Here is a 14,190-nt window from a genome sequence, read left to right on the forward strand (position 1 = left end):
ACGACAGCCGCCGGCTCGCGTGAGCGGCCGGCGGCGCGGGGATTCACGGGGCGGGGGCGCCAGAGGCGCCGCCGCGGCCTCACATCGGCGCGTCGCCGGGCTTGGCCAGGTCGGCCTTGCGGATGCGCGTCGGGCGCTTCTTCTCGGCCGGGGCGGCCGGCGTCGGCGCGGCCGCGGCGACGAAGGCGTCGGTCGCGTCGGGCTGGGCGGCGGCGGTGGCCGGCGCGGCCTCGGGTTCCTTGATGACGCGGGTGTACGGCGCCAGGATCTGCACCAGCTGGCCGTAGACCTTCGGGTTGCCGGCGACGACCTCGCGCTGATAGAGGAAGTCGGCTTCGCCGGTGAAGTTGCCGATCAGGCCGCCGGCCTCGGTGATGATCAGCGAGCCCGCGGCGATGTCCCAGGGGCTCAGCCCGGTCTCGAAGAAGCCGTCGTAATGGCCGGCGGCGACGTAGCACAGGTCCAGCGCGGCAGCGCCCGGGCGGCGCAGGCCGGCGCAGCTCTGCATCACCTCCTCGAACATCTTCACGTAGCGCTTGAAGTTGTCGCCCTTGCGGAACGGGAAGCCGGTTCCGACCAGCGAGTCCGACAGCCGCGTGCGCTTGGAGACCCGCAGGCGGCGGTCGTTGAGGTAGGCGCCGCGGCCGCGCGAGGCGTAGAACAGGTCGTTGCGCGTCGGGTCGTAGACGACGGCCTGCTGCACCTGGCCGCGGTGGGCCAGCGCGATCGACACCGCGTAGACCGGGAAGCCGTGCAGGAAGTTGGTCGTGCCGTCCAGCGGGTCGATGATCCAGACGAACTCGCTGTCGCGCGAGCCGTGTTCGCGGCCCGACTCCTCGGCCAGGATGCCGTGGCCCGGGTAGGCCTCCAGCAGCGTCTCGATGATGACCTGTTCGGCCGCACGGTCGACCTCGGTGACGAAGTCGTTCGGGCCCTTGCTGCCGACCTTCAGCACGTCCAGGTCCAGCGCCGCCCGGTTGATGATGGACCCTGCCGCGCGGGCCGCCTTCACGGCGATGTTGAGCATGGGATGGATCGCGGTCGACATGGGCAGGGCCTGTTCGTAGGGGAGTGGGGGCGGGACGGGATGAAAGAGCGGTGCACGCCGGGCCGGCGACAATGCGCGCCCCGCAGCGTGTGCAACCCGGCATTTTAACGGTGATGACCGACCCGACCCGATTCGTTCTCGTGGAAACCAGCCATGCCGGCAACGTCGGCGCGGCCGCGCGTGCGATGAAGGTGATGGGCTTCACGGATCTGGTGCTCGTGCGCCCGCGCTGGGCCGACGTGCTGCAGCGCGAGGAGACGCTGGCGATGGCCAGCGGCGCCACCGACGTGCTGGCCGGCGCGCGCATCGTCGCCACGCTGGCCGAGGCGCTGGACGGCGTCACGCACGCCTGCGCGACGGCGATGACGCCGCGCGACTTCGGCCCGCCGACGGCAGCGCCGCGCCCGCACTTCGCCGAGCTGGCCGCACGCGGCGATGACCGCGTGGCCTTCGTCTTCGGCCCCGAGCGCACGGGGCTGGCCAACGACGACGTCTACCGCTGCCACGTCTGCCTCTCGATCCCGACGCATCCCGACTACGGCTCGCTGAATCTGGCCCAGGCGGTGCAGATCCTGGCCTACGACTGGCGCCAGGCGCAAGGCGGCTTCCCGGTCGTCGCGCGCACCGCCGACCCGCGCCTGGCCGACGCCGCCGCGGTGCAGGGCGTGCTCGAGCACTGGCAGCGCACGCTGGTCGAGATCGGTTTCCTCGACCCCGAGGCGCCGAAGAAGCTGATGCCGCGGCTCAACCAGCTGGCCAACCGTATGCGCCTGACGCATGAAGAAGTGCAGATCCTGCGAGGGATCGCACGTGCAGCTACACTGAAACGCGACTGATTCCCCCGGAGCCCACCCCATGTTCGCCCGTCTGCGTGAGGACATCGCCTGCATCCGCGAGCGCGATCCCGCCGCCCGTTCGACGTGGGAGGTGCTGACCTGTTACCCGGGTCTGCACGCGCTGGTGATGCACCGCCGCGCGCACTGGTGCTGGACTCACGGCCTGCGCTGGCTGGCGCGGTTCATCTCGCACGTCTCGCGCTGGGCCACCGGCATCGAGATCCACCCCGGCGCCAAGATCGGCCGCCGGGTCTTCATCGACCACGGCATGGGCCTGGTGATCGGCGAGACCGCCGAGGTCGGCGACGAGTGCACGCTCTACCACGGCGTGACGCTGGGCGGCACCTCGCTGGAGCGCGGCGCCAAGCGCCATCCGACGCTGGGCCGCGGTGTCATCGTCGCCGCCGGCGCCAAGGTGCTGGGCGGCTTCACCGTCGGTGACGGCGCGCGTGTCGGCTCCAATGCCGTGCTGCTGCAGCCGGTGCCGCCGGGCGCCACCGCGGTCGGCATCCCGGCGCGCATCGTCGTCAAGAACGCCGACGCCGAGCGCGAGGAACGCGCCGCGCGCCTGGGCTTCTCGGCCTACGGCGTGACGCAGGGCGACGACCCGGTGTCGCTGGCGATGAAGGGGCTGATCGACAGCGCCTCGGGCCACGAGCACCAGATCGCGCTGCTCTGGCAGGCGATCGAGAAGCTCGCCGCCCGCTCGCGCGAGCTGCCGGCCGCCGACTGCGTGCCGCAGGACGCGCACACCACCGAGCGTTTCGACGCCGACCGGCTGAACCGCCTGGTCAAGTAGCGCCGCATGGCCGGCGGATGCCGGGATGCCGATGCTGGGGTCAGGTCCTGCGGGACCTGACCCCTTGTCTTCTTGTCTTTCGTGACGCTGCCAAAGCCCGGGGTCAGGTCCCACAGGACCTGACCCCGTCTTCCGTGGGACCTGACCCCGTCTTCCGGTCTCCAGTCGTTCAGCTGTCTGAAGCCGGCCGCTGCGCCGACTTCGGCCGGAAGGCCGCGCAGCGCGCCGGGTCCGTCTCGAGGTACGGCCCGCCGATCAGGTCGATGCAGTAGGGCACCGCGGCGAAGATGCCGCGCACTGGCGGCGTGGCCTGCGGCAGGCCTTCCAGCGTCTCGGCGATCGCCTTGGGCTGGCCCGGCAGGTTGAGGATCAGCGCCCGGCCGCGCACCACCGCCGTCTGGCGCGACAGGATCGCCGTCGGCACGAAGGCCAGGCTGATCTGGCGCATCTGCTCGCCGAAGCCGGGCAGCTCGCGCTCGGCGACGTCGAGTGTCGCCTCGGGCGTCACGTCGCGCGGCGCCGGGCCGGTGCCGCCGGTGGTCAGCACCAGAGCGCAGCCGCGTTCGTCGACCAGTTCACGCAGCGTCGCGGCGATCAGCGGCCGTTCGTCGGGGATCAGCCGCTCCTCCCACTCGACCGGGTTGCGCAGCGCCGCCGACAGCCAGGCGCGCAGCGCCGGCAGGCCCTTGTCCTCGTAGACGCCGGACGAGGCCCGGTCGCTGATCGAGACCAGGCCGATGCGCACGCTGTCCTGAGCGCTCATGCCGGGATCTCGATGAAGGGTTTGAGGAACTGGAACAGCTCGCGGAAGTTCTTCGTCTGGCGCTGCTCGACGCTGGCCGCGGCGTCGCGGCGCGCGGCGCGCACCAGGCTGCGCAGACGCTGCACGTCGGTCTCGGGGTGGGCCTGAACCCAGCGGTCGAGCGCCGCGTCGTCGGCGATCAGCTCGGCGCGCCAGCGTTCGGCCTCGTGCAGCTTCAGCGTCTCGCGCGCCGAGCCCAGCGCGGCGGCGGCGACGGCCTCGCGCAGCACCTCCTCGTCGGCCGAGCGCATCAGCTTGCCGATGTACTGCATCTGGCGGCGCCGCCCCTCGTGCGAGCGCGTGCGGCGGTACTCCTCGATCGCGTCGCGCAAGGCTTCGGGCATCTCGACGGCGGCCAGGCGCTCGTCGGACAGCGCGGCGACCTGCTCGCCGAGGGTCTGCAGCTCGTGCGACTTCTGCTTGAGCTGGGTCTTGCTGGGGCGGTCGTCGTCGGCGTCGGTGCCGCCGCCGTAGGGGAGTTCGAGGCCGCGGTGCGGTGCTGCGCGTCGGGTCATCGCGGACAGGGTCTTGGAAGCGGGCCGGTATCATAGTCGGGCGCCTCCTTTCTCCGCTTTCCGAGCCGGTTCCGGCCCGTTCCTCCCCACGATGACGACCTCCAGCGCCCCCGGCTTCGCCTACCGCCGCGACCAGTTCCAGCAGATCGTCGACGACGTTCTCGCCCAGGCGAAGAAGCTCGGGGCCAGCGACGCCGGCGTCGAGGTCTCCGAAGGCGTGGGCCTGTCGGTGTCGGTGCGCATGGGCGAGCTCGAGAACGTCGAGCGCAACCAGGACAAGTCGCTGGGCGTCAGCGTCTACCTCGGCCACCGCCGCGGCAACGCCAGCACCTCCGACTTCTCGCCCGCGGCGATCTCGCGCACCGTGCAGGCGGCTTACGACATCGCCCGCTTCACCGCCGAGGACCCGGTCGCCGGCCTGCCCGACGAGCAGGATCTGGCCACCGCCGACGAGGCCGCGCGCGACCTCGACCTGTTCCACCCCTGGGACATCGACGCTGCCGGCGCCGCCGAGCTGGCGCGGCGCTGCGAGGCCGCGGCCTTCGCCGTCGACCGCCGCATCACCAACTCCGAGGGCGCCGGCGTCTCGGCGCAGCAGTCGCACTTCTGGGCCGGCAACACGCGCGGCTTCCGCGGCGGCTACGCGAGTTCGCGCCACTACCTGTCGGTGGCGCCGATCGCCTCGCTGCCGGGCCGTCGCCACGACATGCAGCGCGACGCCTGGTACAGCTCGATGCGCAACGCCGCCGAGCTGGCCTCGCCCGAGGCCGTCGGCCGCTACGCCGCCGAACGCGCGCTGTCGCGGCTGAAGTCGCGCCGCGTCGCCACCGCCGAGGTGCCGGTGCTGTTCGAGTCGGCGGTCGCCGCCGGCCTGCTGGGGGCCTACGTGCAGGCCACCTCGGGCGGCGCGCTGTACCGCAAGGCCAGCTTCCTGCACGGCTGCCTGGGCGAGAAGGTGCTGCCGGCGCACGTCGACATCGTCGAGGACCCGCACGCCGCCAAGGGCAAGGGCAGCGCGCCCTTCGACGACGAAGGCGTGCGCACCACCGGCCGCCGCGTCGTCGACGCCGGCGTCGTGCAGGGTTACTTCCTGTCGAGCTACTCGGCGCGCAAGCTGGGCCTGCGCACCACCGGCAACGCCGGCGGCTCGCACAACCTGGCGATGAGCAGCCGGCTGACGCAGCCCGGCGACGACCTCGACACGATGCTGCGCCGCCTGGGCCGCGGCCTGTTCGTCACCGAGCTGATGGGCCAGGGCGTCAACTACGTCACCGGCGACTACTCGCGCGGCGCTGCCGGCTTCTGGGTCGAGGACGGCCGCATCGCCTTCCCGGTGCACGAGGTGACGATCGCCGGCAACCTGCGCGAGATGCTCGCCGGCATCGTCGCCATCGGCTCGGACGTCTACGAGCAGGGCAGCAAGTCGGTCGGCTCGGTGCTGCTGGACCGCATGAAGCTGGCCGGCGCCTGACGCTGTTGCGCCGCCGCACGGCGCGCGCTGCCGAACGGGAAAACCCCTCGGAGACCCAGGGGGGTGCTGCCTAGAATCCTGCGCACCCGAACCTCTCACCGCTGTCGGGATCAGGAGACACTTTCATGGAACGTCGTTCCTTCGTCCGAGGCGCCGGCCTGGCCGGCGTGCTCGCCGCCGGCACCGCGCCGGCCATCGTTCACGCGCAGAGCACGATCCGCTGGCGCCTGGCGTCGAGCTTCCCGAAGTCGCTCGACACCATCTTCGGTGCCGCCGAACTGTTCGCCAAGCGCGTCGGCGAGATGTCGGGCGGCAAGTTCCAGATCTCGGTGCATGCCGGCGGCGAGCTGATGCCCGCGTTCGGCGTCGTCGACGGCGTGCAGAACGGCACCGTCGAGATGGCGCACACGGCGCCGTACTACTTCGTCGGCAAGGACATCACCTTCGCGCTCGGCACGGCGATCCCGTTCGGCCTGAACTCGCGCCAGATGACCGCCTGGATGTACCAGGGCAACGGCCTGACGCTGATGCGCGAGTTCTACGCCAACTACAACATCATCAGCTTCCCCGGCGGCAACACCGGCGCCCAGATGGGCGGCTGGTTCCGCAAGCCGATCACCAAGCTGGCCGACCTGAAGGGCCTGCGCCTGCGCACCGTGGGCGTCACCGGCCAGGTGATGGAGCGCCTGGGCGTCGTCGTGCAGGCGCTGCCCGGCGCCGAGATCTACCAGGCGCTGGAGAAGGGCACGATCGACGCCGCCGAGTGGGTCGGCCCCTACGACGACCTGAAGCTGGGCTTCAACAAGGTCGCGCCGCACTACGCCTACCCGGCCTGGTGGGAAGGCGGCCCGCAGCTGGACTTCTTCATCAACACCAAGGCCTTCGGCGGCCTGCCGGCCGAGTACAAGGCGATGATCCAGGCGGCGGCCTCCGAGGCCCACGTCGACATGCAGGCCCGGTACGACGCGCGCAACCCGAACGCGCTGCGCCAGCTGGTGGCCGGCGGCACCAAGCTGTTCCGCTTCCCGAAGGACACGATGGACGAGGCCTTCAAGCAGGCGATGGCGCTGTACGCCGAGATCTCGGCCAAGAACCCGGCCTGGAAGAAGGTCTACACCGACTTCTCCAAGTTCCGCAGCGAGCAGAACCTCTGGTACCGCTTCGCCGAGGCCGGCTTCGACAGCTACATGCAGTCGCAGAAGGTCTGACGCGCGAGGCCGGGGCAGGGCGTCGCGCCCACGCTCCGGCGGCCAGGATGCAAGGGGTCAGGTCCCGTGGGACCTGACCCCTTTTCACTGTGGGACCTGACCCCTTTCATTCTTGTTGCCCCGGCGCGCTGGCCGGCGGTGCGCCGAACAGCTCGTCCAGGTTCTCGGTGCTCTGGTCGCGGTCCTCGGCCGGCGGCTGGGCCTCGATGACGACGCCGCTGGTGTCCAGCGCGGCCTTCTTGTCCAGCCCGCCGGAGACCAGGTTCGGGAAGGCGATGACCAGCGCCACCATGATGATCTGGATGATCACGAACGGGATCGCGCCGCGGTAGATCTGGCCCGTGGTCACGCGGCCGATGCGCCGGCCGGTCGGCCGGTCGACGTAGTCCTCGGCCGGCGCCACGCTGCGCAGGTAGAACAGCGCGAAACCGAACGGCGGGTGCATGAACGAGGTCTGCATGTTCAGCGCCAGCAGCACGCCCAGCCAGACGAGGTCGATGCCCAGCTTGTCGGCCACCGGCGCCAGCAGCGGCACGACGATGAACGCGAGCTCGAAGTAGTCGAGGAAGAACGCGAGCACGAAGATCAGCACGTTCACCGCGATCAGGAAGCCGGTCTGGCCGCCCGGCAGGCCGGTGAGCAGCTTCTCCACCCAGTGCGGGCCCTCGACGCCCTGGAAGGTCAGGCTGAAGACCGTCGAGCCGATCAGGATGAACATGACGAAGCACGAGAGCTTCATCGTCGTGTCCATCGCCTGGCGCAGCAGCGGCAGCGACAGCCGCCGGCGCACCACCGCCATCGCCAGCGCGCCGACGGCGCCCATCGCGCCGCCTTCGGTCGGCGTGGCGATGCCCAGGAAGATCGTGCCCAGCACCAGGAAGATCAGCGCCAGCGGCGGGATCAGCACGAAGGTCACGCGCTCGGCCATCTGCGACAGCAGCCGCGCGCGCACGACGCGGTTGAGCACCGCCAGCACGAAGGCGGTGCCGACGCCGACCGACATCGACAGCACGATCAGCTCGTCGGTCGGCATGCTGTCGGGGCGGGTGTGGGCGAAGGCCAGCGCCGCGGCCAGCGAGACCAGCGCCAGCACGCCCAGCGAGCGCAGCCCGGAGCGGCCGTCGTCCTCGCGGATCGTGCGCGCCTCGGGCGGCAGCGCCGGCACGGCGGCCGGCCGCAGGAAGGCGATGCCGACGACGTAGAGCACGTACAGCCCGGTGAGCAGGAAGCCGGGGATGAAGGCGCCCTTGTACATGTCGCCGACGCTGCGGCCGAGCTGGTCGGCCATGATGATCAGCACCAGCGACGGCGGGATGATCTGCGCCAGCGTGCCCGACGCGGCGATGACGCCGCTGGCCACGCGCCGGTCGTAGCCGTAGCGCAGCATGATCGGCAGCGAGATCAGCCCCATCGAGATCACCGACGCGGCGACGACGCCGGTGGTCGCCGCGAGCATCGCGCCGACGAGGATCACCGCGAAGGCCAGGCCGCCGCGGATCGGCCCGAACAGCTGGCCGATGGTGTCGAGCAGGTCCTCGGCCATGCCCGAGCGCTCGAGGATCAGCCCCATGAAGGTGAAGAACGGCACCGCCAGCAGCGTGTCGTTTTGCAGGATGCCGAATATGCGCAGCGGCAGCGCCTGCATCAGCGACGACGGCAGCAGGCCGAGCTCGATGCCGATGAAGCCGAAGGCCAGCCCGCAGGCAGCCAGCGAGAACGCGACCGAGTAGCCTGCCAGCAGGAACAGCACCAGGCCCGCGAACATGATCGGGGCCATGTTGGCCGAGAGGAACTCGATCACTTCTTCGCTCCATCGGCCTGCTGGCGCAGGAAGGCGGCCAGTTCCTCCTCGTCGCTGCGGCTCTTGCCGCGCCGGCCCGGGTCATCGGCCAGCCCGCGCAGGAAGGCGATGCGCTTGATGAACTCGGACACGCCCTGCAGCAGCAGCAGCGTGAAGCCGGCAGGCACCAGCGCGTAGACCGGCCAGCGGATCAGGCCGCCGGCGTTGGACGACATCTCGCCGGTCTCGTAGGCCTTGATGACCAGCGGCAGCACCAGGTCGATGACGAGCAGGCCGAAGGGCATCAGGAACAGCACGATGCAGACCGCCTCGACCACGACCTGCGTGCGGCGCTGGAAGCGGCCGAGCACGACGTCGATGCGCACGTGCTCCTGGCGCAGCATCGTGTAGCCCGCGGCAAGCAGGAACACCGCGGCGAACAGGTACCACTGGATCTCGAGGAAGGCGTTCGAGCTGACGGCGAAGGCCTTGCGCGCGACGGCGTTGGTGGCGCTGATCAGCACCATCACCAGCACGAGCCAGGCGAGGTGGCGGCCGACGAACTCGTTGATCGCGTCGATGAGCCTTGAGAGGCGGAGTAGGGCGGACACGTTGTCTCCAGTGGCGGGCGCTCGCCGCCGCTCGCGTCCGGCGAGGCGGACGCCCGGGGATGCCGGTGGCGGGTGCGGCCGGGTGCGGCCGCGCTCAGCCGGCCGTGGCCAGCTGGTACAGCCTTGCCGAGCGGCTGCCGGAGCGGCAGAACATCAGCAGCGGCCGCGGCAGTTCGCGCAGCAGCGCGGCGCAGGCCGCGATCTCTTCGGGCGACTGGTAGCCGCCGGCGACCGGCAGGTGCCGGTACTCCAACCCCGCCGCGCGGGCCGCGGTCTCGATCTCCGCGCTGGTGGGTTGACCGGGCCCGTGCTCGTGGTCGGGCCGGTTGTTGATGACGCTGCGGAACCCGGCGCGGGCCGCCTCGGCCATCGCTTCCGGGGGGAGTTGGGGAGCGACGTAGACGTCTGGGGCGATCGCGCGCAGGGCTGGGGCGTTCATGCCCCTACTTTGCCAGAGCCTGCTTGACCGCGGCGGACACCAGCGCCATTTCCGCCTTCCCCGCGAGACGGGTCTTGGCAGCGGCCATCACGCGGCCCATGTCGCCGGGGCCGGCGGCGCCGAGCTCGGCCACCAGCGCCGCGATCTCGGCGCCGATCTGCTCGGCCGACAGGCGCTGCGGCACGTAGGCCTCGAGCACCGTGATCTCGGCGCTCTCCTTGGCCACGAGGTCCGGCCGGCCGCCCTGCTCGAAGGCGACGACCGAGTCCTTGCGCTGCTTGATCAGCTTGTCGACGATGGCGATGACGGCAGCATCGTCCAGCACCACGCGCTCGTCGACCTCGCGCTGCTTGATCGCCGCCTGCAGCATGCGGATCGTCGACAGGCGTTCGCTGTCCTTGGCCCGCATCGCGGCCTTCATGTCTTCGCTGATCCGTTCCTTCAGGCTCATCGTCTTCTTTCGTCGGACAAAAAGGAAAAGCCCGCTGCGGCGTCCCGCGCGGGCTGTTCGTTGTGGCGCGCGGCCGAAGCTCTTAGTAGAGCTTCTTCGGCAGCTGCATGCTGCGCACGCGCTTGAAATGACGCTTCACCGCGGCGGCCTTCTTGCGCTTGCGCTCGGCCGTGGGCTTCTCGTAGAACTCGCGCGCGCGCAGTTCGGTCAGCAGACCGATCTTTTCGATGGTGCGCTTGAAGCGGCGCAGGGCAACGTCGAACGGCTCGTTCTCTTTGACGCGGATGGTGGTCATGTAAGCAGGGATCCCGTGTGGTGTGTGCGCTCGGTGTCTCGGCGGTTCTGGGCTGACCCAGGCGAACCGAGATCGACACGCTAGGTGTTTGCCAGCAAAGCGCGCGATTCTAGCCTGTTCTGGCGGCGCTTGCCAAGCTGGTGATGACGCGGGCCTCAAGCGCCGGCGGCCTCGCGCGCGAGGCGCGGCTCCTGCAGCTCGTCGAGCGCGCCGAGGATGCAGGCCACCTGCCGGGCCAGCGGCGCCGGGGCCGGCTTCTCGCCGCTGAGCACCGACTGGATGTACAGCGCGGTGGTCGCGGCGTCGATCTCGCGCGGCAGCACCGGCAGCTCGGTCACCACGCCCTCGTGCGCCGGCAGCGACCATTCGCTGCGCAGCTGGCCGCCGATCCAGGTCTCCATGCGCGGCTGCCGGCGCGGGTCGGCTGCCGCCTCGCCTTCGGTGCCGCGCAGCAGCATCACGTCGACACGCTCGCGCTGTGCCCAGGCGCCCAGCAGCGCCCCGAACTCGGGGTGCGTGAAACTCGCCAGGCGCAGCACGCGCGCGCCGGTGCAGGGGTTGAGCATCTTGGCGATCGTGTGGCCGCTGTTGCGCAGGCCGACGCTCCAGCGCACGTCCAGCAGGCGCTGCAGCGCCGGGCTCAGCGTCGCCGTGGCGACGTAGGCGGGCTCGTGCCGCGCCCAGAAGGCGTGCACGTCGCCCTCGTCCTGGGCGACCGGCATGCCCAGGTCGTGGAAGATCGTCGCCGTCGTCACGCGCGCCGGATCGTGGCCGACGCCATGCACGAGCACGCGCGCGCCTTCCTGGGCCAGCGTCATCGCCAGCAGCGGCGTCAGGTTGGGCAGGCGCCTGGCGCCGTTGTAGCTGGGGATCACGACGACCGGCCCGTCGGCGTGGAAGCTCGTCAGCCGGGCCTGGGCCGCCGCCAGGAAGCCGACCAGCTCGTCGAGCGTCTCGCCCTTCATGCGCATCGCCAGCGCGAAGGCGCCGATCTCCAGGTCGGACGCCTCGCCGTCCAGCACCGCGCCCATCAGCGCCTCGGCGGCGTCGGCCGACAGCGAACGCGCGCCGGCAGCGCCACGTCCGATCTCCTTCAGATAGCCCGCGATGCCCATGGTCTGGTGTCTCCCTAAGTCGGTTTCGCAAGTTCCGGACCGATTTCGGCGCGGAACCCGGGCGTCATCGAGCGGATTGGGGACCCGCCGGAACGCCGCGGCAATCCGGCCCGACACGGGGGCACCTCGCTCCGGTGCCAGGGGGTGTCGGCCTGACTGCCCTGTCCGGGGGGGCCGACGCTCAAGCTAGGGGTCCGCTTGCGCCAGAATTGGTGCTTTGCTTGTCGCGCGCTTTTTGTGTCTGCGACCTGCAATCACCGTCCAACCTCCATTTGCCCATGTCCGATGTGATCGATGCCGGCCTTGCCGACGCCCGCGTGCCCGCGGCGCTGGCCTTGCTGCTGGACGCCTGGATGCAGCGTGAGGGTGCGCTGGCCGGCATCAAGGATGCGGCGAGCGGCCGATACGAGTACGCCAACGACGCGCTGCTGCGCTTCCTCGGTCGCGAAGCCCAGGCGGTGATCGGCCACACCGACGCCGAACTGTTCGACGCGCCGGTCGTCGGCGCCTTGCGTGCCGCCGACCAGTCGGCCCTGATGCATGGCGCGCCGTTCAGCAGCGAGCACCGCATCGAGCGCGACGGCCGCCGCCACGACTTCTCGGTGCTGCGTGTCGTCGACGAGCGCGACGGCCAGCGGCGCATCGCCAGCCTGTGGATCGACCTGGCGCCGCTGCATCAGCAGCAGGCGCAGCTGGCCACCGCGCTGGCGCAGATCGAGCAGCTGCAGAAGGCCAACGAGTCGCTGCGCCGCGAGCTCGCCGACCAGGCGCTGCGCGACCCGGCCTCGGGCCTGTACACCCGCGCCCATTTCGAGGACCAGCTGCGCCGCGAGGTCGACCTGTCCACGCGCGAGCACCGCGAGTTCTCGATCGTCTTCATCGAGCTCGATCCGCTGTCCGACCCGGTGCGTGCGCTCGGCGAGGCCGCGCACAAGCGCATCCTCGAGGCCCTGGGCCGGCTGCTGCGCAGCGGCACGCGGGCGATGGACGCCTCCTGCCGGCTCGACGACCGGCGCTTCGCGGTGCTGCTGTCGGGCGTCGGCCTGGCGACCGCGCACTCGCGCATGGAAGGCATCCGCCGCCAGTGCGCGGCGCAGATCGTCGTGCTCGACGGCCGCGAGATGTCCTTCACCGTGTCGATGGGGGTGGCCAGCTTCCCGCACACCGCGCACAGCCGCGACGAGCTGCTGTCGGCCTGCGAGACCGCCATCGCCGAGGCGCGCCGCCGCGGCGGCAACCACGTCACGCTGGCGGCGATCCCGTTCGAGCCGCGCTGAGCGCGCGGCCTCAGGCGAAGGCCCGCGTGGCCATGTACGCCGCGAGCGCGAACAGCATCAGCGCGAAGATGCGCCGCAGCCGGCGCTGGTCCATGCGCTGCGCCGCGCGTGCGCCCAGCGGCGCCAGCGTCACGCTGGCCACCGAGACGATCGCCAGCGCCGGCAGATACAGGTAGCCGAAGGCGCCGGGCAGCGCCGGCGGCAGGTCGCGCCCGGCGATCAGGTAGCCGGCGACGTTGGCCAGCGCGATCGGGAAACCGAGCGCGGCGCTGGTCGCGATCGCCTGGCGCAGCGGCACGTTGCACCAGCTCATGAACGGCACCGACAGAAAGCCGCCGCCGGCGCCCAGCAGCCCGGACACCAGCCCGATGCCCGAGCCGACCGCTGCCTGACCCGCCGCGCCGGGCATCGTGCGCGTCGGCCGCGGCTGCTTGCCGCGCAGCATCTGCAGCGCCGAGAAACCGATGAAGACGGCGAAGAACAGCGCCAGCCCGCGGCCCTTGGCCAGCGCGAAGACGCCGGCGCCCGAGACCAGGCCGCCGAGCACGATGCCCGGCGCGATGCCGCGCACGTAGTCCCAGCGCACCGCGCCGTGGCGGTGGTGGGCGCGCATGCTCGACAGCGAGGTGAAGACGATGGTCGCCATCGAGGTCGCGATCGCCATCTTCACCGCCAGGCCAGCCTCGACGCCGCGGTGCGACAGGATGGCGGTCAGGAAGGGCACCATCGTCATGCCACCGCCGACACCCAGCAGCCCGGCGACGAAGCCGGTGGCGATGCCGAGCGCGATCAGCTCGGCGACGAGCAGGACGCCGAAGTCCACGCCGGCGTCAGCGTTCGAGCCGGGCCAGCACGGCGGCCCATTCGGCGTCGTCGACCTCGGTGATCGACAGCCGGTTGCCCGGCTGCAGCACGCGCATCGTCGCCAGTTCGGGCGCCTGGCGCATCTCGCGCAGGCTCAAGAGCCGCGTCTTGCGCACCAGTTCGACCTCGACCTGCAGCCAGCGCGGTTGGTCGCGCGTGCTTTTCGGGTCGTGATACGGGCTCGCCGGGTCGAACTGGGTCTCGTCGGGCACCGCGGGGCCGCTCACGCGCGCCAGTCCGGCGATGCCCGGTTCGGCGCAGGACGAGTGATAGAAGAGCACGTCGTCGCCCGGGCGCATCGCGTCGCGCATGAAGTTGCGCGCCTGGTAGTTGCGCACGCCGGTCCAGGGCAGATGCCGGCCGGGCGCGGCGGCGAGGTCGTCGATCGAGACCTCGTCGGGCTCGCTCTTCATCAGCCAGTGGCGCGCCATGCGAGGGACCGTCGCGGGGAGATCGGGAAAATCGGGAAGGGTGTCCGCCGCGCGCTCGGGGGTCGCATTCCTGAAGAACCCATGGGGAACGTTCAGGTGGGCGAGGTCAGCCAAGCTTCGGGCTCATCTGACGCGAGACGTTCACACCAGCGAGGCGATGTTCCAAGCCCATGGTCAAAGACCATCGGATCGAGGAAATCTAGACCCGCGCACGCGCGACGGACGCTGCCATTCTAGTCGGCCGACTC

16 protein-coding genes are annotated in these 14,190 nt (G+C 71.0%); 5 read left to right on the forward strand and 11 right to left on the reverse strand.

Annotation, left to right across the window (positions count from 1 at the left end; genetic code table 11):
* Nucleotides 1-79: 79 nt before the first annotated feature.
* Nucleotides 80-1,048 (reverse strand): inositol monophosphatase family protein, encoded by a 969-nt coding sequence (locus tag RBXJA2T_RS12295; protein WP_009857707.1) that lies wholly within the window; start codon nt 1,046-1,048, stop codon nt 80-82.
* A gap of 113 nt (nt 1,049-1,161) precedes the next feature.
* On the opposite strand from RBXJA2T_RS12295, the gene RBXJA2T_RS12300 reads away from it, so the two are divergent.
* Together RBXJA2T_RS12300 and cysE are read left to right on the forward strand one after the other, a co-directional pair.
* On the forward strand, nt 1,162-1,884 hold the full coding sequence (locus RBXJA2T_RS12300) for an RNA methyltransferase (RefSeq protein WP_029718866.1): 723 nt from the start codon (nt 1,162-1,164) through the stop codon (nt 1,882-1,884).
* Between the two features lie 19 nt (nt 1,885-1,903).
* On the forward strand, nt 1,904-2,683 hold the full coding sequence (cysE, locus tag RBXJA2T_RS12305) for a serine O-acetyltransferase (protein WP_009857709.1): 780 nt from the start codon (nt 1,904-1,906) through the stop codon (nt 2,681-2,683).
* A gap of 169 nt (nt 2,684-2,852) precedes the next feature.
* Here the strand turns inward: cysE and mog are convergent, their stop codons facing one another.
* Together mog and yjgA are read right to left on the reverse strand one after the other, a co-directional pair.
* Nucleotides 2,853-3,446 carry a molybdopterin adenylyltransferase gene (mog, locus tag RBXJA2T_RS12310; protein WP_009857710.1) on the reverse strand — a complete coding sequence of 198 codons (594 nt, stop codon included), beginning with the start codon at nt 3,444-3,446 and terminating at the stop codon, nt 2,853-2,855.
* The gene (gene yjgA, locus RBXJA2T_RS12315; RefSeq protein WP_009857711.1) at nt 3,443-4,000 is read right to left on the reverse strand and encodes a ribosome biogenesis factor YjgA; all 558 of its coding nucleotides are present in this window, start codon (nt 3,998-4,000) and stop codon (nt 3,443-3,445) included. Before yjgA ends, mog begins: the two co-directional genes overlap by 4 nt.
* Nucleotides 4,001-4,091: 91 nt before the next feature.
* Between yjgA and pmbA the strand changes: the two genes are divergently transcribed.
* Entirely contained in the window at nt 4,092-5,471 is a 1,380-nt protein-coding gene (gene pmbA, locus RBXJA2T_RS12320) for a metalloprotease PmbA (protein ID WP_009857712.1), read from the forward strand.
* A 125-nt stretch (nt 5,472-5,596) separates the two neighbouring features.
* On the forward strand, nt 5,597-6,679 hold the full coding sequence (locus tag RBXJA2T_RS12325) for a TRAP transporter substrate-binding protein (protein ID WP_009857713.1): 1,083 nt from the start codon (nt 5,597-5,599) through the stop codon (nt 6,677-6,679).
* Between the two features lie 106 nt (nt 6,680-6,785).
* On the opposite strand, the gene RBXJA2T_RS12330 is transcribed toward RBXJA2T_RS12325, so the two are convergent.
* The 6 genes from RBXJA2T_RS12330 to ybiB form a co-directional block, all read right to left on the reverse strand.
* On the reverse strand, nt 6,786-8,480 hold the full coding sequence (locus tag RBXJA2T_RS12330) for a TRAP transporter large permease (protein WP_009857714.1): 1,695 nt from the start codon (nt 8,478-8,480) through the stop codon (nt 6,786-6,788).
* Nucleotides 8,477-9,070: a TRAP transporter small permease subunit gene (locus tag RBXJA2T_RS12335; protein ID WP_009857715.1), complete on the reverse strand. Its 594-nt coding sequence runs from the start codon at nt 9,068-9,070 to the stop codon at nt 8,477-8,479. The genes RBXJA2T_RS12330 and RBXJA2T_RS12335 overlap by 4 nt, the downstream gene beginning before the upstream one ends.
* Nucleotides 9,071-9,164: 94 nt before the next feature.
* Nucleotides 9,165-9,509 (reverse strand): protein tyrosine phosphatase family protein, encoded by a 345-nt coding sequence (locus RBXJA2T_RS12340; RefSeq protein ID WP_029718867.1) that lies wholly within the window; start codon nt 9,507-9,509, stop codon nt 9,165-9,167.
* A 4-nt stretch (nt 9,510-9,513) separates the two neighbouring features.
* On the reverse strand, nt 9,514-9,960 hold the full coding sequence (locus RBXJA2T_RS12345) for a GatB/YqeY domain-containing protein (RefSeq protein ID WP_009857717.1): 447 nt from the start codon (nt 9,958-9,960) through the stop codon (nt 9,514-9,516).
* An 82-nt stretch (nt 9,961-10,042) separates the two neighbouring features.
* The gene (rpsU, locus tag RBXJA2T_RS12350; protein WP_009857718.1) at nt 10,043-10,255 is read right to left on the reverse strand and encodes a 30S ribosomal protein S21; all 213 of its coding nucleotides are present in this window, start codon (nt 10,253-10,255) and stop codon (nt 10,043-10,045) included.
* A 155-nt stretch (nt 10,256-10,410) separates the two neighbouring features.
* Complete coding sequence (gene ybiB, locus RBXJA2T_RS12355) at nt 10,411-11,370, reverse strand: DNA-binding protein YbiB (protein WP_009857719.1); 960 nt, start codon at nt 11,368-11,370, stop codon at nt 10,411-10,413.
* Between the two features lie 278 nt (nt 11,371-11,648).
* Here ybiB and RBXJA2T_RS12360 point away from each other — a divergent pair, with 278 nt between their 5' ends.
* Nucleotides 11,649-12,647 carry a GGDEF domain-containing protein gene (locus RBXJA2T_RS12360; protein ID WP_009857720.1) on the forward strand — a complete coding sequence of 333 codons (999 nt, stop codon included), beginning with the start codon at nt 11,649-11,651 and terminating at the stop codon, nt 12,645-12,647.
* Between the two features lie 10 nt (nt 12,648-12,657).
* Here RBXJA2T_RS12360 and RBXJA2T_RS12365 read toward each other — a convergent pair whose 3' ends face one another.
* Nucleotides 12,658-13,470 (reverse strand): sulfite exporter TauE/SafE family protein, encoded by an 813-nt coding sequence (locus tag RBXJA2T_RS12365; protein WP_009857721.1) that lies wholly within the window; start codon nt 13,468-13,470, stop codon nt 12,658-12,660.
* A 7-nt stretch (nt 13,471-13,477) separates the two neighbouring features.
* Entirely contained in the window at nt 13,478-13,942 is a 465-nt protein-coding gene (locus RBXJA2T_RS12370) for an EVE domain-containing protein (protein ID WP_009857722.1), read from the reverse strand.
* Nucleotides 13,943-14,190: the final 248 nt, after the last annotated feature.

Source organism: Rubrivivax benzoatilyticus JA2 = ATCC BAA-35, from assembly GCF_000190375.1.
Classification (GTDB): Bacteria; Pseudomonadota; Gammaproteobacteria; order Burkholderiales; family Burkholderiaceae_C; genus Rubrivivax; species Rubrivivax benzoatilyticus.

Excerpts from the sequence above, each read along its gene's own strand:
- RBXJA2T_RS12295 (WP_009857707.1), bottom strand. The coding sequence starts at position 1,048 with ATGTCGACCGCGATCCATCCCATGCTCAACATCGCCGTGAAGGCGGCC.
- RBXJA2T_RS12300 (WP_029718866.1), top strand. The coding sequence starts at position 1,162 with ATGACCGACCCGACCCGATTCGTTCTCGTGGAAACCAGCCATGCCGGC.
- cysE (WP_009857709.1), top strand. The coding sequence starts at position 1,904 with ATGTTCGCCCGTCTGCGTGAGGACATCGCCTGCATCCGCGAGCGCGAT.
- mog (WP_009857710.1), bottom strand. The coding sequence starts at position 3,446 with ATGAGCGCTCAGGACAGCGTGCGCATCGGCCTGGTCTCGATCAGCGAC.
- yjgA (WP_009857711.1), bottom strand. The coding sequence starts at position 4,000 with ATGACCCGACGCGCAGCACCGCACCGCGGCCTCGAACTCCCCTACGGC.
- pmbA (WP_009857712.1), top strand. The coding sequence starts at position 4,092 with ATGACGACCTCCAGCGCCCCCGGCTTCGCCTACCGCCGCGACCAGTTC.
- RBXJA2T_RS12325 (WP_009857713.1), top strand. The coding sequence starts at position 5,597 with ATGGAACGTCGTTCCTTCGTCCGAGGCGCCGGCCTGGCCGGCGTGCTC.
- RBXJA2T_RS12340 (WP_029718867.1), bottom strand. The coding sequence starts at position 9,509 with ATGAACGCCCCAGCCCTGCGCGCGATCGCCCCAGACGTCTACGTCGCT.
- RBXJA2T_RS12345 (WP_009857717.1), bottom strand. The coding sequence starts at position 9,960 with ATGAGCCTGAAGGAACGGATCAGCGAAGACATGAAGGCCGCGATGCGG.
- rpsU (WP_009857718.1), bottom strand. The coding sequence starts at position 10,255 with ATGACCACCATCCGCGTCAAAGAGAACGAGCCGTTCGACGTTGCCCTG.
- ybiB (WP_009857719.1), bottom strand. The coding sequence starts at position 11,370 with ATGGGCATCGCGGGCTATCTGAAGGAGATCGGACGTGGCGCTGCCGGC.
- RBXJA2T_RS12360 (WP_009857720.1), top strand. The coding sequence starts at position 11,649 with ATGTCCGATGTGATCGATGCCGGCCTTGCCGACGCCCGCGTGCCCGCG.
- RBXJA2T_RS12370 (WP_009857722.1), bottom strand. The coding sequence starts at position 13,942 with ATGGCGCGCCACTGGCTGATGAAGAGCGAGCCCGACGAGGTCTCGATC.